This is a genomic window from Streptomyces sp. DvalAA-43 (assembly GCF_900091725.1).
GTDB lineage: Bacteria > Actinomycetota > Actinomycetes > Streptomycetales > Streptomycetaceae > Streptomyces > Streptomyces pulveraceus.
Window position 1 is genome coordinate 30,793 of sequence record NZ_FMBW01000087.1, and the last position, 19,318, is coordinate 50,110.

The following is a 19,318-nucleotide window of genomic DNA, read 5'->3' on the forward strand; positions in this document are numbered from 1 at the left end:
GCACACCTCAAGAGCAGGTGAGCACAATCTTTCCGAACTGGTCGCCCGATTCCAGCCGTTCGAACCCCTCGCGGGCCCGGTCCAGCGGCAGCACCTCGTCGATGACGGGCCGCACCCCGGTGGTCGCGCAGAAGGCCAGCAGGTCCTCCAGCTCGTCCTTGGAGCCCATGGTCGAGCCGACCACCTTCAGCTCCAGGAAGAAGATCCGGGTCAGCTCGGCGTGCGAGGGCCGGTCGCCGCTGGTCGCACCGGAGATGACGAGCGTGCCGCCGGGGCGCAGCGACTTCACGGAGTGGGACCAGGTGGCCGCGCCGACCGTCTCGATGACCGCGTCGACGCGGTGCGGCAGCCGCGCGCCCGGCTCGTACGCCTCGATCGCGCCGAGCTCGACGGCGCGCCCGCGCCTGGCCTCGTCGCGGCTGGTGGCGTAGATCCGCAGCCCGGCCGCCCGGCCGAGCACGATCGCGGCGGTGGCGACACCACCGCCCGCGCCCTGGACGAGGACCGAGTCGCCGGGGCGCACCCCGGCGTTGGTGAAGAGCATCCGGTACGCGGTGAGCCAGGCGGTGGGCAGGCAGGCGGCCTGCTCGAAGGTGAGTTCCTTCGGCTTGGGCAGCACGTTCCAGCTGGGGACGGTGACCTGCTCGGCGAAGGTGCCCTGGTAGCGCTCGGTGAGGATGGAGCGGGGTTCGTCCGGGCCGACGCCGTGACCGGTCTGGCCGATGACGGAGTGCAGGACGACCTCGTTGCCGTCCTCGTCGGTGCCGGCCGCGTCGCAGCCGAGGATCATCGGCAGCTTGTCCTCGGCGAGGCCGACGCCGCGCAGGGACCAGAGGTCGTGATGGTTGAGGGAGGCGGCCCGGACGTTGACGGTGGTCCAGCCGGGGCGCGCCTCGGGGGCGGGGCGCTCACCCAGATCGAGGCCGTTGAGGGGCTGGTCGCGGTCGATGCGGGATGCGTAGGCGGCGAACATGGCCCCGACGATAGGCCGGGGCGCGGGCCTGGCGTAACCGGCTACCGGTGTGACGCGCGCCGCGCATTCAAGCCCCTCCGGCGACGGAGGAGCGGGGTCCGGGGGGGCGGAGCCCCGGGCACGGCGCGGGACGGGCAGGGGGCGGAGCCGGCCGCAGGCACCCCCTATCCGTGCCCCACTCCGCTCCGCCCCCTCACCCCACCGGCTCAGCGCCGGGCCACGCCTTCCGCCCGTGCGGCGGCCGCCACCGCGGCGGTCACGGCGGGGGCCACCCGCTCGTCGAACGGCGACGGGATCACGTAGTCCGCCGCGAGCTCGTCGCCCACGACGTCGGCCAGCGCGTTCGCCGCGGCGATCTTCATGCCCTCGGTGATCCGGGAGGCCCGGACCTGGAGGGCGCCCGCGAAGATGCCGGGGAAGGCCAGCACGTTGTTGATCTGGTTCGGGTAGTCGGACCGCCCGGTCGCCACGACGGCCGCGTACTTGTGCGCGATGTCCGGGTGGATCTCGGGGTTCGGGTTCGCCATGGCGAAGACGAACGCGCCGGGTGCCATCGAGGCGACGGCCGCCTCGGGGACCGTACCGCCGGAGACGCCGATGAAGACGTCGGCGCCCGCCAGGGCGCTCTCCAGCGTGCCGGAGATGCCGGCCCGGTTGGTGAGCCCGGCCAGCTCGCGCTTGACCTCGGTCAGGTCCTCGCGGTCCCGGCTCACGATGCCCTTGCGGTCGGCCACGGCGACGTCGCCGAGCCCCGCCTCCAGGAGGAACTTCGCGATGGCCACCCCGGCGGCGCCGGCGCCGGAGATGACGGCGCGCAGGTCGCCGAGGCTCCGGCCGGAGAGCTTCGCGGCGTTCCGCAGGGCCGCGAGCGTCACGACGGCGGTGCCGTGCTGGTCGTCGTGGAAGACCGGGATGTCGAGCCGCTCCTGGAGCCTGCGCTCGATCTCGAAGCAGCGCGGCGCCGAGATGTCCTCCAGGTTCACGCCGCCGAAGGAGGGCGCGAGCCGGACGACCGTCTCGACGATCTCGTCCGCGTCGGTGGTCGCGAGCGCGATCGGCACCGCGTCGACGCCGCCGAACTGCTTGAAGAGGATCGCCTTGCCCTCCATCACCGGGAGGGACGCCTCGGGTCCGATGTCACCGAGGCCGAGCACGGCGGTGCCGTCCGTCACGACGGCGACGACCTGCGACTTCCAGGTGTAGTCGTGGACCAGCTCGGGATTCTCCGCGATGGCGCTGCACACCTTGGCGACGCCGGGCGTGTACGCGAGGGACAGATCGTCCTTGTCACGGACGGGAACGGTGGCCTGCACGGCCATCTTCCCCCCGCGGTGGAGGGCGAAGGCCGGATCGAACGGCTCATCGGTGGTGCTGTCAGTGGTGCTGTCGCTGCGAGGATTGACGATCTCCGCTGCCATGGTGTTGACCCCTTAAGTCTTCATCGTTTGAGGGTGGCCACTCCTGGTTGAGGAGGGGTGGGCGGGCACCGCGTACGTGCCCCGCGTCGACGGTTGGCCCGCCCCGGCAGGGGGAAATACATACGCGCGGGCGCGCCGCACACGCGCCCTGAGCCCCGGATGAGGGGTGTAAAGGTCTTTCTTACCCGACAGACCGCGTCATGGACGAGTCCAAATGGACTCGGTGACGTGACTCATAGTCGAATATCTGGACAAGTCCGCCAAGCGACGAAAGCGTCCACCAGTCGAGACGCGCCGCAGATCTTCCGGCGTGAAGAGGGAAACCCCGTGGATGGTCCGGCCTTGTGTACCGGCCCCACAGGGGTTCGGGGATCGCCCGTTATCCGATTTTGACATGAGCAGCCGCAGGTTTGAGCCAGTCCAAATGGCAAGATGCCCTAATCACACAGGGGGGCGACATCCACAGTCGTGCGTCCATACCGCCTGGCAACACCACCCTCACCTGCCGGAGGCATCCCGATCATGACCGCAAGCACCACACGTCGCACGGCCGCGAAATCCCGGATCGCGGCGGCCTGCGCCATCGCGGTCGCCGGCACCATGCTGCTGACCGCCTGTGGCGACCAGACCAAGAACGGGTCCTCGAACAGCGCGGCATCGGCACCGCTCTCTGACCTCCTGCCCAAGGAGATCAGGGACAAGGGTGTCATCAAGGTCGGTTCGGACATCGCGTATCCGCCGGTCGAGTTCAAGGACAAGTCCGGCAGGACCGTCGGCATCGACCCCGACATCGCCGCCGCGATCGGCAAGCAGCTCGGCGTGACCCTCCAGTTCGAGAACGGCACGTTCGACCAGCTGATCACCGGCCTGCGCTCCAAGCGCTACGACCTGGCGATGTCGTCGATGACCGACACCAAGGACCGTCAGCAGGGCATCGACTCCGAGACGAAGAAGAAGGTCGGCGAGGGCGTCGACTTCGTCGACTACTTCACCGCCGGTGTCTCGATCTACACCAGGAAGGGCGACGACCAGGGCATCACGTCCTGGGCCGACCTCTGCGGCAAGAAGATCGCCGTCCAGCGCGGCACCGTCTCGCACGACCTCGCCAAGGACGAGTCGAAGAAGTGCACCGGCGGCAGGAAGATCGCCATCGAGACCTTCGACAACGACCTGGAGGCCCAGACCCGGCTGCGCAGCGGTGGCGTCGACGCCGCCTCCTCCGACTTCCCGGTGGCCGCGTACGCGGTGAAGACCTCGGGCGGCGGCAAGGACTTCCAGATCGTCGGCGAGCAGGTCGAGGCCGCCCCGTACGGCATCGCCGTCGCCAAGGGCAACGACCAGCTGACCAAGGCCGTCCGGGCGGCCCTGGAGGCGACCATCAAGAACGGCGAGTACGGCAAGATCGTCTCCAAGTGGGGGGTGGAGGCCGGTGCGGTCACCGAGGCCAAGGTCAACGGCGGATCCTGAGAAGGCACCGGCGCGGAAAGGTTCTTCCTGTGACTGACATCGAGAAGACGGGCCCGGCCGACCAGCCGCCCATACCCTCCACTCCATCGTCCGGACCCGAGGCGATCAGGGCCATCCCGGTCCGGCACTACGGCCGGTACGTCTCGGCGGTCATCGCGATCGGGGCGCTCGCCGCGATCGTCTACGCCTTCAGCCAGGGCAAGATCAACTGGGGTGCGGTCCCCGACTACTTCTTCGACCACCGCATCCTCAAGGGCGTCAGCCAGACCCTGCTGCTGACCGCGCTGTCCATGGTCATCGGCATCGTCGGCGGCATCCTGCTGGCCGTGATGCGGCTGTCCAGGAACCCGGTGACCTCCTCGATCGCCTGGTTCTACATCTGGTTCTTCCGCGGCACCCCGGTCCTGGTCCAGCTGTTCGTCTGGTTCAACCTGGGTCTGGTCTTCGAGTACATCGACCTGATGCCGATCTACAAGGACTACTGGTCGAGCTTCATGACGCCGCTGCTGACGGCGCTGCTCGGCCTGGGGCTCAACGAGGCCGCGTACATGGCCGAGATCTGCCGTGCGGGCCTGCTCTCGGTCGACGAGGGCCAGACGGAGGCCTCGCACGCGCTGGGCATGAGCCACGGCAAGACCCTGCGCCGCGTCGTGATCCCGCAGGCGATGCGGGTGATCGTGCCGCCGACGGGCAACGAAGTGATCAACATGCTCAAGACGACGTCGCTGGTGGCGGCCGTGCAGTTCTACGAGCTGTTCAAGAACGCCCAGGACATCGGGCAGGCCTCCGGAGCCCCGGTCGAGATGTACTTCCTGGCCGCGGCCTGGTATCTGATCATGACCTCGGTGCTGAGCATCGGCCAGTACTACCTGGAGCGGTACTACGCGCGCGGTTCGAGCCGCAGCCTGCCGCCCACCCCGTTCCAGAAGGTCAGGGCCAACCTCCTGTCCCTCGGCCGCCCGAAGGGAGGCATGGCATGACCGCCATGGTGAAGGCCGAGGGCGTCCACAAGTCCTTCGGCGCCGCGCACATCCTCAAGGGCATCGACCTGGAGGTCGCGCCCCAGGAGGTCTTCTGCCTGATCGGCCCGTCCGGTTCCGGCAAGTCGACGTTCCTGCGGTGCATCAACCACCTGGAGCAGATCAACGCCGGCCGGCTGTACGTCGACGGTGAGCTGGTGGGCTACCGCCAGAAGGGCGACAAGCTCTACGAGCTCAAGGACAGCGAGGTCGCGCTGAAGCGCCGGGACATCGGCATGGTCTTCCAGCGCTTCAACCTCTTCCCGCACATGACGGCGATCGAGAACGTCATGGAGGCCCCCGTCCAGGTCAGGCGGGAGTCCAAGGCCGTCGCCAGGGCGCGGGCCGAGCGGCTGCTGGACCGGGTCGGCCTCGGCGACAAGGCGAAGAACTACCCCTCCCAGCTCTCCGGCGGACAGCAGCAGCGGGTGGCCATCGCCCGCGCCCTGGCCATGGAGCCGAAGCTGATGCTCTTCGACGAGCCGACGTCGGCGCTCGACCCGGAGCTGGTGGGGGACGTCCTGGACGTCATGCGCGGTCTCGCGGAGGACGGCATGACGATGATCGTCGTGACCCATGAGATGGGCTTCGCCCGTGAGGTCGGCGACGCGCTGGTCTTCATGGACGACGGCGTGGTGGTCGAGTCGGGCCACCCGCGCGATGTGCTGACCAACCCTCAGCACGACCGGACGAAGTCGTTCCTGTCGAAGGTGCTGTAGCAACGCGGAAGCCGGGAGGGCGGTACGGGGGACCCCTCCGTACCGCCCTCCTTCCTTTCCCTCTCCTCTACTTCTTCGGCAGCAGCTCCGGGCTGAGCAGCAGCGCCCGCAACTGGGCACGGGTCAGCGGCGGCGTCTTCAGAAGCGGGCCCTGCGCCCGCTCGCCCTTGAAGCCGGTGCTGTCACGGACGGCCAGCACCCCGCCGTCCTTGAAGGTGACCCGGCCGGTCAGCTCCTTCCCCCACTGCGGCGTGACCCCGTAGTCCATCGGGTCGCTCCAGGTCGTCAGGACCCTTCCGTCCGGGAACTCCTCGTTCACGCAGTCCGCCAGGCCCGGCTGCCCCTGGACGGGCTTGCACGGATCGTCCGCCGCGCCGGGGTTCCCGGTGTCCATGTAGCCGATGACGAGGTAGCCGACTCCACCGTCCTTGCGTACGGAGAAGTGCCCGTCCAGCGGTCCCTCCAGGTGCGGCATCTCCTTCTCGGAGGTGTCGCCGTCACGGATGACGGACAGCGAGACCTGATCGATCTCCCCGACATCCTTGGGCAGCACCTTCGCCAGTTCCTTCGCCCGGCCGCCGTTGCCCACGAGCTCGACCGGGGCCGCCACCGTGGTCTCCTGCGTGTCCCCCTTCGGTGCCAGGCTCGGCACGGCGACCGCGCCGGCCGCGACCACGGCGACCGCCGCGACCGAGACACCGACCCGGCGCCGCAGCCGCACCCGGGCCGCCCCGGCGTACACCGCCCGGGTGGAGGTGGCCGGCTGCCCCGCTTCGTCCGCGGCCCGCCCCAACAGCTCGTGCACGTCGTTGCTCATACCAGTTCCTCCGCCATCTCGGCGCGCAGCGCCGCCAACCCCCGAGCCGCGTGGCTCTTGACCGTGTTCTCCCGCATCCCGAGCAGTCCGGCCGTGGCCTCGACGCTCAGGTCCTCCCAGTAGCGCAGGACCAGTACGGCCCGCTGCTTGTCGGTGAGCCGGGCGAGCGCCTCCCGCACCGCCAGCCCGGTGTCCGTGTCCGGCACCCGGTCGGCGCGGTCGGGCAGCTCGCCGTAGGACTGCTCGCGCCGCCAGAACCGGCGGCGGGATGCGATGAAGGTGTTGATCAGCGTCTTGCGCGCGTACGCCTCGATGTTGTCGAGCCGTCCGTACCGCCGCCCCCCGAGCACGACCTTGACCAGCGTCGCCTGGACCAGGTCATCGGCCTCGTGCCGGTCGCCGCAGAGCAGGTACGCGCTGCGGAACAGCGCTGTACGTCTGCCTTCGACGAAGGCGTGCAGCGCGGCATCGTCATCGATCCGCATCGTCGGCGCCCCTCTCCGGGTCCGCGGGTGCGGACCGTCTCACCCTTCCAGTGCGGTGGGGGGCACGGCGGGTTGCAGCGACGCCAGGAAATAAATCATGGGCGGTACGGCCGCCGGCCGTACCGCCCATGCCTCCCCGTACGCCGCTACTTCACGGCGAGCACCAGGCTGTCCGAGGGCGAGGCCCAGACGGTCCGCGTCTCACCGAACCCCGCCGCGCGCAGGGTGTCGGTGTGCCACCGCACGGGGGGCATGTCGCCGTCCGCGTGCTCACCGTAGATCTCGTACCGCTCGGCGGTCGGTCCGGCGAGGACCGGATCCTTGGCGGCCAGCGCCCACCAGTCGGCCCAGTCGAGCGCGCCCGCGGCCTTGGCCCGGTCCATGGCGGCGTGCCGGTGGGCGCGTTCGGCCGCGTTGATCCGGGGCGTCGTGGTGTCGATCATGTGGTCCGCGTTCATGAACACCCCGCCGTCCCTGACGAGCCCGCCGATGTGCCCGTAGAGCGCGGTGAGCGGCTCGGTGTGCAGCCAGTGCAGGGCGGTGGCGGTGAGGACGGCGTCGTAGGAGTCGTATGGCAACTGCCGCGCCCAGTCGGGGTCCTTGAGGTCGGCGGTGACGAAGGTGACGCGCTCGTCGCCGTCGAAGTAGCCTCGCGCGATGGCGAGCAGCGCCGGGTCGAGGTCCACCCCGGTGCTGGTGGCTTCCGGGAACCGCTTGAGCAGCCGGTCCGTAATACTTCCCGTACCGCACGCGAGATCGAGCACCCTCGGCCGCGGCCCCACCAGGGCCTCGACCATGTCCAGCATCACCCTGAACCGCTCCTCGCGGTCGGGCATGTACCACTCCTGCTGCCGGTCCCAGCTCTCCTGCCAGGCCCGCCAGTCCGTACCCGTCGATGTCTCCGACACCAGGAACCTCCATGTAATACCCTGGACCTACAAGAGCCCATTACATTGCTCGCTGCACCGACCATAGACCGACGCCGTAAGGACTACAAGTGGAACTGGCCTATTACTCGGATTACGCCGTACGTCTGGTCAACACCGAGGAGCCGGGCCGCAACAAGGACGCCCTCACCTCCGTGGAGACGATCAGGGAGCTGTTCGGCGCCAACGGCCAGGCGGCCCGGCGGGCGACCGACGCGGACGTGACCCGCTTCAGGTCCGTACGGGGGCGGCTGCGCTCAGTCTTCGAGGCGGCCGACGGCGGTGACGAGACACTCGCCGTCGACCTGCTCAACTCACTGCTGCTGGAGTTCCCGGTCAGCCCGCAGATCTCCGGGCACGACTTCCGGGACGAGGACGGCAAGCCGGACTGGCACATGCACCTGGCCGACCATCCGTCGAACGCGACGGCCGGGTACGCCGCCATCGCGGCGATGGGCCTGGCCTTCCATCTCACCTCGTACGGGGTCGACCGGCTCGGCCTGTGCGAGGCAGCGCCGTGCCGCAACGCCTACCTCGACACCTCGACCAACCGGTCCCGCCGCTACTGCTCCGACCGCTGTGCGACCCGCGCCAATGTGGCCGCCTACCGGGCCCGCAAGCGGCTGGAGACGGAACGGGCGGCCGACACCGGCCGCAGCGCGGAGACCGCCCAGGCCACCACGGACCGCACCGACCGCTGATCCTTCTTCAGCGGCCGGTACCGCGCCCGGACCCTGGCCAGGACGAGCTCTTCGGGCACCACCCCGTAGTCCGTGCTGTCCCCGCCCGCGAAGGTGTTGTCGGCCAGCACCCACCAGCCGCCCCGACGGCGCTCGGCGGCCCGCTTCACGACCAGCAGGTCCTGCTGGAACGGATGCCGCAGGATCACCACGTCACCGGGGCGCACCGTCGCCCCGTACTGCACGAGCAGCCAGTCCCCGTGATAGAGCGTCGGCACCATCGACGGCCCGGTCACCTCCACCACCTGGAACGGCACACGCGCCGCCGGCCCACGCCCGGCGCGCTCCTGCGTCAGCTCAGGCACATCCGGCACCTCCGGCACCTCCCGCATCTCTCCGGCACCTCCCCGGTCGGTCCAGTACACGTCCTGTACAGCGTTCCGCACATTCGGCCACTGGTCCCATCCTCGCCCCGGACTTTTGGCCTAAGCCCATGGGGGCAGCCACGAAAACGCGTCTCTCACGGAGTAATGTCCCACCTGAGAAGACGATCACGAGGAAGGACAGCTCAATGCTTTCCCGCCTGTTTGCCCCCAAGGTGAAGGTCAGCGCCCACTGCGACCTGCCCTGCGGCGTGTACGACCCGGCCCAGGCCCGCATCGAGGCGGAGTCCGTCAAGGCCGTCCAGGAGAAGTACCAGGCCAACGAGGACCCGCACTTCCGGGCCCGCGCGGTGGTCATCAAGGAACAGCGCGCCGAGCTCGCCAAGCACCACATCTCGGTGCTGTGGAGCGACTACTTCAAGCCCCCGCACTTCGAGAAGTACCCGGAGCTGCACCAGCTGGTCAACGACGCCCTCAAGGCGCTGTCGGCCGCGAAGGCCTCCACGGACCCGGCGACGGGCCAGAAGGCGCTGGACCTCATCGCCCAGATCGACAAGATCTTCTGGGAGACCAAGAAGGCCTGATCTCTGGTTGGGCCGTTCGACCTGCGATTGTCGCGGGTCGCATCGCCTGCCTTTCCGCACCCGGTCCGCGGGGCGCCGAGCACGGCGTCCGTGAGGGACCGGGTGCGGCTTTTTGCCCGGCGTGCGGCACGGTCGACGAATCGATCCCCCTCATGGCCGACAGGTCGCGCGCCGCATACGGACGCCTGCCGACCGAGGGCAACCGCGCCCGCAGGACACCGGGCTCACGGTCGGAAGCCCGGATGCCGGTCGGCTTCGGCCGGTCCGGTGTCAGGCCGCTCTGTGGCCTGGCGTTTGGTTCGAACGGGAGGGCGGGGGACGTGGAGACGCTGGTGGAGGGCGCCGTCGTACAGGCGCTTCGCGACGGGGGCGGTGAGGCGTTCCGGCTGTACGTCGCCGCCTGCGCCGAGCGCATGGCGCCGCTGTTCATGGGCCTGCGGGCGAACGTGCCGGGGCGGGAATCCGACCTGGACTTCTACGCGGAGTCCGTACGCGACCTCTGGTATGCCGACCGGCCGCTCGCCGACGCCGCCGAGCGCGTACGCCTGCTGGAGCGGTTCCCGGAGCTTCGGCCGGACGAGGAGGGGATCACCGATGTCGCCGACACCTACGCCTTCTTCGCTGTCCTCGGCCTGCGCCATGCCCTGCCGGCCCACGGCTCCGGAAATGCTGATGACGCCGTGTCCTGCGGCCATGCGGCGCTCACCGCGATGGGGATGCTGGACCAGAACGTGGCGGGGGCCGCCCTCCTCGCCGAGGAACGGCGGCTCCAGTCCCTCTCGCTGGGCGGTGATGCCGCAGGTCTCTGGGGCGCGAGTGTCACGGCAGGGCGAGAGAGGTTCCGTGTCGTACTGGGCCGCCTGCCCCGCCGGGCATGCTCCTGATCGCTGTCCGCGGGCTCCGCCTTCTCCGCCCGTCAATGAACGACACCGCACCCGCGTCCGCGAACTCGGCCTGTATCGACCGCACTTCGAGCTCGTCACGGCAGGACACGTGGCCTGGCCGGTTTCCGCTCTTACGGGATCGGATCGCCCGGCGCCATCCTCGACCGGAACCGCGGCACCCGTCAGGGCCGCTCCGGCGGCACGCTTCAGGAGGAGGTGCGGTGACCAGTTCGGTTCCCTGGGCGGATCGCCTGTCCACCGGTACGGAGACGACGCAGGACGACGTGGTGCGCTGGTACCAGGACACGCGCCGGGGCAAGGCGTACGTGCCCACGATGATCTGGGGCACGCTCCAGACCGAGGCGTACGCCACCGTGATCCTCGGCCAGGTCGTCGACTTCCTCGGTGTCCCGGACGACGTGCCCGCGGGCGTCGCCAAGCGCATGCGGCGGCAGCGGGTGCTCTACGACGGCGAGCACCACTACGACGTCGTCCTCGGCGAGCAGGCGCTCTATACGAACGTCGGCGGGCCCGAGGTCATGCGGCAGCAGATCGAGCGCCTCCTCCGCGATCTCCGCCTGGCCTCTCTCACGCTCGGGATCCTTCCCTCCACCGCGCGGGTGGACCTGTTCCCCGTCCACGGGTTCAACATCTACGGCGATGGCGACCGGGCCCATGTGGAACTCGTCTCGTCCGCCGTGGACGTCACCGAGCGGAGTGAACTCGCCCTCTACGACAAGGCGTTCGCCGCGCTGAGCAGTGCGGCGTCGTACGGCGACGCCGCCGAGGCGCTGCTGGGGAAGGCCCACTCCTTCTGGGCCGACGCCCCGCTCCGGGAGTAGGCCCGCCCCCTGTCGCGGGGACGGAGCGGTGTAGCGCCGGAGCTGCCGGTCAGGGGCCGTGCAGTGGGATCTCAGCCGTGGTGACCGGTGTTCCGGCTGCCGACGACGGCTGCGACCGCGTCCAGAGCGAGATGCCACGGGTATCCCTCCGGCCGCCGCTCGCCGGGCTGGTTCGGTACGAAGCCGCCCTCGCCGTAGAGCACGGTCACGCCCATGTCGCGCAGTTCGGCGACGCTGCGGTCGAACGCTCTGTGCTGTACGTAGGCGGCGTTCACGCATGGCATCGTCACCGTCGGGATCCGCTTCCCGATGGCCTCGGCCACGACGCCCACGACGAACCGGTCCGTGAGGCCGAGCGCCCAGGAATTGACCGTGTTGAACGTGGCCGGCGCGAACAGGATCACGTCTGCCGACGGCCACACGTCCGGATCCCGGGGCGCCTTGTACTCGGAGCGCACGGGATGCCCGGTCAGCTGCTCCAGCTCCGGTATCCGGTCGTCCAGCCAGCGGGCGGCCGTGGGCGTCAGGCCAAGGCATACGTCCCACCCGCGATCCCCGGCCTCCTCGATGACCTGGGCGACCTCGAAGACGGGCGGGGCAGCCGAACCGAACAGGTACAGGGTCGTCATGCGGCCATCCGATCACACATGCGCAACCACCCCCGAACCGGCTGGAATTCGGGAAGACGCGGGCTCAACTCCGAATGGCGCGGGTACCGTTCCGGCTGATGAGCCAGGAGCGAGGTACCGGAATGCCCACACCCCACGACAGCAGCACGGGCGATCGCATCAAGGAGCAGCGGAAACGCGCCCGGCTCAGCCAGCGCGGGCTGGCCGACCGGATTCCGTACTCCTACAGTCTGCTCAACCAGGTCGAGTGCGGTGCCCGGGTGGCGACGGCCGAGTTCACCGCCGCCGTCGCCGACGCCCTCGGGATCGACATCACCGTCCTCACCGGACCGCCGCACGTGTCCGAGACACAGCACTGGCGCCTCGCCTCCCTGCTCCACCCGATCCGTGAGTGCCTGGCCCTGTACGACCTCGACCCGGACGGGCACCGGCCCCTCCGGCCCGTGGACGAGCTGGTGCTCAGGGCCGACCGCCTCTGCCAGGAGGTACGGGCGACACGCCTCAGGAAGGCCGCCTGCGCGCTTCCGGGGGTCATCAACGACCTGACGCTTTCCGCCCGCACGGCACCCACCACGGAAGCGTGGCGCGCCCTGGCCTCGGCGTACCGCACCGCCCACGACATCGCCGTCAAGCTCGGCTTCCCGGACCTCGCCGTCGTCGCCCTCGACCGCATGGGGTGGGCCGCCGGCCACGCCTCCGACCCCTGCCTCGCCGCGATCCGCCAGTACCGGCGGGCCCTGGGCCACGCCGAGGCCGGGCAGGACCTCGGGCGGCGCCTGGTCGCGGCCGGGCAGGAGCTCGTCGCCGACCAGACCACTCGGGAGGGGCTCGCCGTCGCCGGCCAACTGCACCTGGGCGCCTCGGCCGTGGCCGCCCGAGCCGGGGACAGGGGCGCCGTCGCGCACCACATCGCCGCCGCCCGCGAGCTGGCCGACCGTGTCGGCGGCGAGGCCCGCGACGTGCACTGGCTGTCGTTCGGCCGGATGAACGTGACCCTGCACGAGATGGGCGCGGCCCTCACCATGCGCGATTTCGACGTCGCGCTGCGCCAGGCCCGTACCGTGAAGCTCCCGCCTGCGACACCGACCTCGCGGCGGGCCCGCTTCCTGGTGGACCATGCCGTCGTGGAGATGGAGACCGGGCATCTTGACGCTTCCCTGCGGCATCTTGTCGCCGCGCGGCGGGCGGCCCCCGAGCAGACCCGCTACCACCCGCGCACCCGGGAGACCGTGACCGGGCTGCTCCACACGAGCCGCTGCCCGCCGGACACCCTCGTCGCGATGGCCGCCTGGATCGGTCTGTAGTCGTTCGACCACTCCGCGCTCACAAATCTGTGAGCGTTGCGCCCTTCGCACCCCGGCAATCTCGTCCCACCAGTTCAGTTACGCGTCGACCAGCCGGGGGGCACCATGACTGTCGCGAGGGGTCTGCCACCAGTCAGCGGCCTGACGGAACAGCAACAGCGGGGCCGGTCCTGCCTCTGGTGCGGGGCCGTCCTCACCGTCGGCGCCGACACCGACCTCGGCGAGCAACGCGCCCGCCCCGCCACGGGCGCCGCCTACAGCTGGTTTCCGCGGGCCTGCGCGGACACCGCCGCCTGCGCCGAGCGCGAGAGGCGGCACGCGTCGTGACGGCCGCGGCGGATCGCCGGCCGGCCTGGCCGCTGCCGCAGCTGCCGCCGCTGCCCGATCCAGGCGGGCCGACGTGGGCCCAGGCGCAGGGGCGCGCCTGCGTCTGGTGCCGGGAACCCCTCACCACCGGTGCCGTGCGGTTGAATCCGTGGATCCGTGGCTTACGGCTCACGGCGAGCGCAGGCCGTCGGCCGGGAGGCCCAATTCGGCCTCGGCGATTCTGCGGGCCAGGTCGGCGAGTGGTGCCATGCGCTGGTCCGCGCTGGTGTTGATGTACGCGCCCGCCCCGTCGACCACGGCGAGGATGCGCACGGCCGCCGCCCAGGGATCGTCGCAACGGAACGACCGTTCCCCCACGCCCTCGGCGATGATCTGCTCGATGCGGTGGCACCAGCGCAGTTCCTGGCTCACGACCTGGTCGCGGAGTACGGGGCGGTAGCGCGACAGGTGCCGCGCGTTGATCCAGAGCTTGCTGATGTCGTCGAACTCGGCGCCCGAGATCAGGGTGAAGAACCGTTGGAGGGTGCGCAGAGCATCTCCGCCGACGCGCTCGGGGGCGGCCGTCGACGGCAGGAGGCCGTCCAGTTCCGCCGCGGTCGCGCTGGTGAACGCCTCGGCCACCAGTTCCTCGACCACCGGGAAGTAGTGGTGGATCAGTCCGGGCTGGACTCCGAGCCCGTCGGCGATCCGCTGCCGGGTGACGCACTCCAGCCCCTCCTGGAGCCCGACCCGGGCGGCCGCCGCGACGATCTCGCCGCGGCGCTCGGCCGCCGATTTGCGCACTTGTTTCCCGGCACCCCTTGACGTCATGGCGACGATGCTATTGGCTTTGCTGCCAATTGAGTAATTGGCTCGATCGCCAATAGTTCGACGCCACCGCGGCGACTGCCGCCGGGCCGACGCCGTCACCCGGAAGTGCGGCGGCCCGACGGCCGGCGACCCGGGGCGAGCGGCGCCGCCGGGCGCGCTCTGCACATGCACCACTGCCAGGAGACGAACGTGGACGACCCCCGCACCGATGCCGGTGATCTGGCCGAGTACGGCTACCAGCAGGAACTGAAGCGCACCCTGTCCGCGTGGGCCGTGTTCGCCATCGGGTTCGCGACGATCTCCCCCGTCGTCGGCATCTACGCCGTCGTCCAGCTCGGGTTCGCCTTCGCCGGACCCGCCTGGATCGGGGCGGTCGTCGTCGCGTTCCTCGGGCAACTGCTCGTGGCCACGGTCTACGCCGAGCTGTCCTCGCAGTTCCCGATCACCGGAGGCGTCTACCAGTGGGTCCGCCGGCTGGGCGGGCCACGGCTGGGCTGGCTGGTGGGCTGGATCTACCTCGCCTCGGCCGTCGCCTCCCTGACCACCGTGGCCTACCTGGGCGCGACCTGGCTGCACATGCTGGTCAGCGACGAGGCGCTGTCACCGGTCACCCATGTCCTGCTGGGCGTGGTCTTCGTCGCCGCGGCCCTCGGCATCAACCTGCTGGGGGTCAACCCGGTCAAGCACTTCCTGAACGCGGGCATCGTCGCCGAGGGCGTCGCCTCCATCGCCGTCAGCCTGATCCTGCTCCTCTTCGCGCGCCACAACGGATTCGGCATCCTCTTCGACACCCTGGGTGCGGAATCCGCCTCCGGCGGCTCCGTCGCGGCCGGGTTCCTGACCTGTCTGGCCGTGGCCGGCTGGGCCTTCCTGGGCTTCGACGCCACCACGCAGGTCGCCGAGGAGACCGAGCAGCCGCGCCGCAGTGTGCCCCGGGCGCTGCTGCGCGCCTACCTGTTCGTCGCCTTCACCGTCCTGCTCACCGCGTTCGCCGTGACCCTCGCGCTGCCCCACCCCGAGGAAGCCGTCTCCGGGAAGATCGTGGACCCCGTCTTCGCCGCCGTCACCGAGGGCCTGGGGGCATGGAGCGAGAAGCCCTTCATCGTCGTCGTACTGATCGCGTTCTTCGCCTGCGCCATCTCGATCCAGACCTACATCGGGCGGGCCGTCTACGCCTTCGCGCGTGACCGGCAGCTGCCCTTCTCGCGCCGGCTCGCCACCGTGGGGCCGCGCCAGATCCCCTGGGTCTCGCTCGTCGTGACGGCCGTCCTGGCGGGCCTCGGCCTGCTGCTCGGACTGAACGGCAACGCGGCGGCCACGCTGATCGCCTTCGGGTCCGGCGGTTTCTACTTCATCTTCCTGGCGGTCGCCGTCGTCGCGCTCCTCGCCCGCCTGAACGGCCGCTGGAATCCGTCGGCGGGCGATCTCCGCCTGGGCCGTAGCGGCCTGCTGATCAACGTCCTCGCCGTGGCGTGGCTGCTCTTCGAGGCGGTCAACATCGCCTGGCCCCGCACCGAACTGGCCCCGGCCGGAGGCAGCTGGGTCCAGGTCTGGGCCGTGGTCCTGGTCTTCTCCGCGCTGTTCGTCGTCGGCCTGGCCTACGTCGTGATCGCCAAGCCCCACCGTCAGCTCCCCCTCAGCCCTGCCACCGAAAAAGCCACCGGAAAAGCCACCCAAGAAGCTTCCGAAGAAGCCACCGAAGAAGTTAAGGCGTCCTGATGTCCACCCAGCTCTCCCCCGCGATCGCCTTCGACCCCGTCGCCGGGCTCCACACCCGCGAGATCTCCCACCGGCCCGCCGGACCGGGCGAGGTCGAGATCGAGGTGCGCGCCGCGGGGGTGTGCCACTCCGACCTCCACATCCTCACGGGCGACTGGCCCAGCGACCGCCCCCTCGTCCTCGGCCACGAGGCCGCCGGTGTGGTCGCCGCGGTGGGGCAGGGTGTCACCGCCCTCAAGGCGGGCGACCACGTCGTACTCTCCTGGTTCGCACCCTGCCGCCGCTGCCGCAAGTGCCTGGCCGGAATGGCCTGGCTGTGCACCGGCACCCAGGCCGTCGCCAACACGCTGCCCGACGGGACGACGCCCTTCACGGATGCCGAGGGCGAGGAGATCTGGCCCTACCTGGGGCTGGGCGCGTTCACCGAACGGCTGGTCGTGCCGGAATCGGCCGCGGTCAAGGTGCCCGACGAGCTGCCGTTCGGTATCGGAGCCCTCCTGGGCTGCTCCATCTCCACGGGTATCGGCGCGGTCGTGAACACCGCCGGTGTCCGGCCCGGCGAATCCGCGGTCGTCATCGGCACCGGCGGGGTCGGGCTGTCCGTGGTGATGGGTCTGCGTCTGGTGGGAGCCGACCCCGTCATCGCCGTCGACCTCTCACCCGAACGCCTCGCCGCGGCGAGGCGCTTCGGAGCCACCCATACCCTCAACGGCGCCACGACCGATGTGGCCGCCTGGTGCCAGGAGGAGCTCGGCGGGGTCGACTACGCCTTCGAGGCCATCGGCAGCCCCAAGGTCATCGAGACGCTTCCCGCCATGCTCACCTCCGGCGGCGCGGCCGTCCTGGTCGGCATGGCCGCCGCCGGCGCGACGGGCGCGTTCGACCTCTTCGACCTCGCCGACCAGGGCAAACGCATCCTAGGATGCAACTACGGTTCCAGCGTCGGTGCGCTCGACATCCCCAAGCTGGCCCGCCTCCACCTGGCCGGGAGGCTGCCGCTCGACGAGCTGATCGGCACCGTCCGCCCGCTCCGGGAGGCGGCCGCCGCCTTCGAGGACCTCCGGTCGAACGTCGGGGTCCGCACCATTCTGGAACCGTAGGAGTTCTCGCCGCCGACCCGTGGCAGACATACCTGCGCAGGAACGGCCTCCGGCCGCCGCACCCCCAACTCTTCCGGGAGAATTGATGTACGCCGTCACCGACCCGTCCACCGGTACCACCGCAGAGACCTACCCGACCGCCACCGACGCCGAGGTCACGGCGGCCGTCGACGCCGCCCACGCGGCCACCGCCTGGGGGCGGACCAGCTCGGTGGCCGAGCGTGCCGCGCTGCTGCGCCGGCTCGGCGACCTCCACGCCCAGCACCGTGCCGAACTGGCCGCCAGCATCGTGCGGGAGATGGGCAAGCCGCTCGAAGAGGCCGAGGGCGAGATCGACTTCTGCGTCGACATCTACCACTACTACGCGGACCACGCCGAGGCGTTCCTGGCCGACGAGGAACTGCGGGTGACCTCGGGTCCCGGCCACGCCGTCATCCGGCGCAGCCCGGTGGGTGTCCTGCTCGGCATCATGCCGTGGAACTTCCCCGCCTACCAGGTCGCGCGGTTCGCCGCCCCGAACCTCGCCCTCGGCAACACCATCGTCCTCAAGCACGCCCCGCAGTGTCCGGCCACCGCCGCGCTGCTCGAACGTCTGTGCGTTGAGGCGGGCTTCCCGGCCGGGGCGTACGTCAACATCTACGCCACCAATGAGCAGATCGCCGAGGTGATCGCCGACCCGCGCGTCCAGGGCGTCTCCCTCACCGGCTCCGAGCGGGCCGGCGCCGCCGTGGCCGAGGTCGCCGGACGGCACCTGAAGAAGGTCGTCCTCGAACTCGGTGGCTCCGACCCGTTCATCGTGCTCTCCGCCGACGACCTCGATTCCGTGGTCGAGGCCGCGGTCTCCGCCCGGCTCGACAACACCGGCCAGGCCTGCAACGCCGCCAAGCGGTTCGTCGTCGTGTCCGAGCTCCACGACGCGTTCGTCGAGAAGTTCACCGCACAGCTCCTCGCCCGCCAGTCCGGCGCACCGCTGTCGTCGGTCGCCGCCGCCGAGACCCTCGGCCGTCAGGTGGACGCCGCCGTCGCCGAGGGCGCGACGCTGCACACCGAGGGCGAGCGCAAGGGTGCCTACTTCCCGGCCGGGGTCCTCACCGGACTCACCACCGACCACGCCATGGCACGCCAGGAGCTCTTCGGACCGGTCGCCATGATCTTCCCGGCGACGGACGAGGACGACGCGCTGCGCATCGCCAACGACACCCCCTACGGCCTCGGCTCCTACCTCTTCACCACGGACCCCGCGCAGGCCGCGCGCGTCGCCGACCGCATCGAGGCCGGCATGGTCTTCGTCAACGGCGTCGGCGCCGAGGGGGCCGAGCTGCCCTTCGGCGGCATCAAGCGGTCCGGTTTCGGCCGGGAACTGGGCCGTCCGGGCATCGAGGAGTTCGTCAACAAGAAGCTCATCCGCACCATCGTCTAGGCTCCCGCGGCCACGGCTTCCGCCGCTGGCCGGACAGGCATCCCGAAGGGCCCGACCGCCGGAATTCCCCCGAAGCGGTCGGGCCCTTCATCATGTGCGCAGGCGGCGGGGACGCGGTTTGCAGAGCCGTTTACCCGGAACGCGGCCGTGTCGTACGGAGTTTCGCCTCCGCCGAGGGGACCATATGGAGTCGGCCTGTGCCGGTCCCCCGTCGATCCGCTCCTGGTTCCCCGATGAGTTTTCGGGACAGGATGAGTCGTTATGGGTGGACATGCACAGGCGACGGGGCTGCGTACACAAGGGGAGACAGCGATGACCACCGAGGGCTTCACCACATGTCTGTGGTTCGACGGGCAGGCAGAGGAGGCGGCGGAGTACTACGTCTCGGTCTTCAAGAACTCCCGCCTCGGCAGGATCGGCCGGTACAGCGAGGCGGGGCCGGGGCCCGCCGGGTCGGTGATGACGGTCGAGTTCGAGCTCAACGGACAGCGGTTCGTCGGGGTGAACGGCGGGCCTGAGTTCACCTTCAACGAGGCCGTCTCGTTCCAGATCGACTGCGCGGACCAGGCCGAGGTGGACTACTACTGGGGCAGCCTCACCGACGGCGGCGAGGAGGGGCCCTGCGGCTGGCTGAAGGACCGGTACGGCCTCTCCTGGCAGGTCGTGCCCGACGGCCTGACCGAGCTGCTCCTTGACCCGGACGGGACGAAGGCCGCCAGGGCGACCGCCGCGATGATGGCCATGAAGAAGCTGGACATCGCCGTGCTGAGGGCAGCGCACGACGCGGGCTGATCCGGGCGGACAAGGGGTGC

21 protein-coding genes are annotated in these 19,318 nt (G+C 70.3%); 13 read left to right on the plus strand and 8 right to left on the minus strand.

From position 1 onward, the window contains the following. Positions 1 to 7: 7 nt before the first annotated feature. A complete protein-coding gene (locus GA0115234_RS34970; RefSeq protein ID WP_093549771.1) occupies positions 8 to 973 on the minus strand; it encodes a zinc-binding dehydrogenase in 966 nt (321 codons plus the stop codon). A gap of 206 nt (positions 974 to 1,179) precedes the next feature. Beyond that, complete coding sequence (locus GA0115234_RS34975) at positions 1,180 to 2,391, minus strand: NAD(P)-dependent malic enzyme (protein WP_093549773.1); 1,212 nt, start codon at positions 2,389 to 2,391, stop codon at positions 1,180 to 1,182. 522 nt (positions 2,392 to 2,913) lie between these two features. Between GA0115234_RS34975 and GA0115234_RS34980 the strand changes: the two genes are divergently transcribed. Genes GA0115234_RS34980 through GA0115234_RS34990 form a run of 3 tightly spaced genes read left to right on the plus strand, consistent with a single transcriptional unit; the run spans position 2,914 to position 5,596 of the window. Further along, positions 2,914 to 3,858, plus strand: a complete 945-nt coding sequence (locus GA0115234_RS34980; protein WP_093549775.1) for an ABC transporter substrate-binding protein — start codon at positions 2,914 to 2,916, stop codon at positions 3,856 to 3,858. 29 nt (positions 3,859 to 3,887) lie between these two features. Further along, positions 3,888 to 4,838 carry an amino acid ABC transporter permease gene (locus tag GA0115234_RS34985; RefSeq protein WP_093549777.1) on the plus strand — a complete coding sequence of 317 codons (951 nt, stop codon included), beginning with the start codon at positions 3,888 to 3,890 and terminating at the stop codon, positions 4,836 to 4,838. Continuing rightward, positions 4,835 to 5,596, plus strand: a complete 762-nt coding sequence (locus tag GA0115234_RS34990) for an amino acid ABC transporter ATP-binding protein (protein ID WP_072483787.1) — start codon at positions 4,835 to 4,837, stop codon at positions 5,594 to 5,596. Before GA0115234_RS34985 ends, GA0115234_RS34990 begins: the two co-directional genes overlap by 4 nt. 67 nt (positions 5,597 to 5,663) lie before the next feature. On the opposite strand, the gene GA0115234_RS34995 is transcribed toward GA0115234_RS34990, so the two are convergent. The 3 genes from GA0115234_RS34995 to GA0115234_RS35005 all read right to left on the minus strand — a co-directional run bounded on the left by GA0115234_RS34995 (position 5,664) and on the right by GA0115234_RS35005 (position 7,806). Further along, positions 5,664 to 6,413, minus strand: a complete 750-nt coding sequence (locus GA0115234_RS34995; protein ID WP_093549779.1) for a hypothetical protein — start codon at positions 6,411 to 6,413, stop codon at positions 5,664 to 5,666. Next, on the minus strand, positions 6,410 to 6,898 hold the full coding sequence (locus GA0115234_RS35000; protein ID WP_093549781.1) for a SigE family RNA polymerase sigma factor: 489 nt from the start codon (positions 6,896 to 6,898) through the stop codon (positions 6,410 to 6,412). The genes GA0115234_RS34995 and GA0115234_RS35000 overlap by 4 nt, the downstream gene beginning before the upstream one ends. A 146-nt stretch (positions 6,899 to 7,044) precedes the next feature. After that, entirely contained in the window at positions 7,045 to 7,806 is a 762-nt protein-coding gene (locus tag GA0115234_RS35005; protein WP_093549783.1) for a class I SAM-dependent methyltransferase, read from the minus strand. An 89-nt stretch (positions 7,807 to 7,895) separates the two neighbouring features. Between GA0115234_RS35005 and GA0115234_RS35010 the strand changes: the two genes are divergently transcribed. Next, complete coding sequence (locus tag GA0115234_RS35010; protein ID WP_093549785.1) at positions 7,896 to 8,525, plus strand: CGNR zinc finger domain-containing protein; 630 nt, start codon at positions 7,896 to 7,898, stop codon at positions 8,523 to 8,525. Here GA0115234_RS35010 and sodX read toward each other — a convergent pair. Next, positions 8,429 to 8,896, minus strand: coding sequence for a nickel-type superoxide dismutase maturation protease (gene sodX / locus GA0115234_RS35015; protein ID WP_093550417.1), 468 nt, complete (start codon positions 8,894 to 8,896; stop codon positions 8,429 to 8,431). The two genes, GA0115234_RS35010 and sodX, sit on opposite strands and share 97 nt — an antisense overlap. Positions 8,897 to 9,075: 179 nt before the next feature. On the opposite strand from sodX, the gene sodN reads away from it, so the two are divergent. From sodN to GA0115234_RS35030, 3 genes are all read left to right on the plus strand, one after another. Then, positions 9,076 to 9,471: a superoxide dismutase, Ni gene (gene sodN / locus GA0115234_RS35020; RefSeq protein WP_093549788.1), complete on the plus strand. Its 396-nt coding sequence runs from the start codon at positions 9,076 to 9,078 to the stop codon at positions 9,469 to 9,471. A gap of 320 nt (positions 9,472 to 9,791) precedes the next feature. Then, positions 9,792 to 10,355 (plus strand): hypothetical protein, encoded by a 564-nt coding sequence (locus tag GA0115234_RS35025; protein WP_176729364.1) that lies wholly within the window; start codon positions 9,792 to 9,794, stop codon positions 10,353 to 10,355. Positions 10,356 to 10,576: 221 nt separating this feature from the next. Beyond that, positions 10,577 to 11,197 carry a Scr1 family TA system antitoxin-like transcriptional regulator gene (locus GA0115234_RS35030; RefSeq protein ID WP_093549790.1) on the plus strand — a complete coding sequence of 207 codons (621 nt, stop codon included), beginning with the start codon at positions 10,577 to 10,579 and terminating at the stop codon, positions 11,195 to 11,197. A 71-nt stretch (positions 11,198 to 11,268) separates the two neighbouring features. Here GA0115234_RS35030 and GA0115234_RS35035 read toward each other — a convergent pair whose 3' ends face one another. Then, on the minus strand, positions 11,269 to 11,826 hold the full coding sequence (locus GA0115234_RS35035; RefSeq protein ID WP_093549791.1) for a flavoprotein: 558 nt from the start codon (positions 11,824 to 11,826) through the stop codon (positions 11,269 to 11,271). Positions 11,827 to 11,948: 122 nt separating this feature from the next. Between GA0115234_RS35035 and GA0115234_RS35040 the strand changes: the two genes are divergently transcribed. Next, positions 11,949 to 13,130, plus strand: a complete 1,182-nt coding sequence (locus GA0115234_RS35040; RefSeq protein WP_093550421.1) for a helix-turn-helix domain-containing protein — start codon at positions 11,949 to 11,951, stop codon at positions 13,128 to 13,130. 105 nt (positions 13,131 to 13,235) lie between these two features. Further along, positions 13,236 to 13,457: a hypothetical protein gene (locus tag GA0115234_RS35045; protein ID WP_093549793.1), complete on the plus strand. Its 222-nt coding sequence runs from the start codon at positions 13,236 to 13,238 to the stop codon at positions 13,455 to 13,457. 168 nt (positions 13,458 to 13,625) lie between these two features. Here GA0115234_RS35045 and GA0115234_RS35050 read toward each other — a convergent pair whose 3' ends face one another. Continuing rightward, on the minus strand, positions 13,626 to 14,267 hold the full coding sequence (locus tag GA0115234_RS35050; RefSeq protein WP_093549794.1) for a TetR/AcrR family transcriptional regulator: 642 nt from the start codon (positions 14,265 to 14,267) through the stop codon (positions 13,626 to 13,628). A gap of 189 nt (positions 14,268 to 14,456) precedes the next feature. Here GA0115234_RS35050 and GA0115234_RS35055 point away from each other — a divergent pair, with 189 nt between their 5' ends. The 4 genes from GA0115234_RS35055 (at position 14,457) to GA0115234_RS35070 (ending at position 19,298) form a co-directional block, all read left to right on the plus strand. Continuing rightward, positions 14,457 to 15,986 carry an APC family permease gene (locus GA0115234_RS35055; RefSeq protein WP_093549796.1) on the plus strand — a complete coding sequence of 510 codons (1,530 nt, stop codon included), beginning with the start codon at positions 14,457 to 14,459 and terminating at the stop codon, positions 15,984 to 15,986. Then, complete coding sequence (locus GA0115234_RS35060; protein WP_093549798.1) at positions 15,986 to 17,086, plus strand: alcohol dehydrogenase catalytic domain-containing protein; 1,101 nt, start codon at positions 15,986 to 15,988, stop codon at positions 17,084 to 17,086. Before GA0115234_RS35055 ends, GA0115234_RS35060 begins: the two co-directional genes overlap by 1 nt. Before the next feature lie 85 nt (positions 17,087 to 17,171). After that, a complete protein-coding gene (locus tag GA0115234_RS35065) occupies positions 17,172 to 18,506 on the plus strand; it encodes an aldehyde dehydrogenase family protein (protein WP_093549800.1) in 1,335 nt (444 codons plus the stop codon). A 312-nt stretch (positions 18,507 to 18,818) separates the two neighbouring features. After that, on the plus strand, positions 18,819 to 19,298 hold the full coding sequence (locus GA0115234_RS35070) for a VOC family protein (RefSeq protein WP_093549802.1): 480 nt from the start codon (positions 18,819 to 18,821) through the stop codon (positions 19,296 to 19,298). The last annotated feature ends 20 nt before the right edge of the window (positions 19,299 to 19,318 follow it).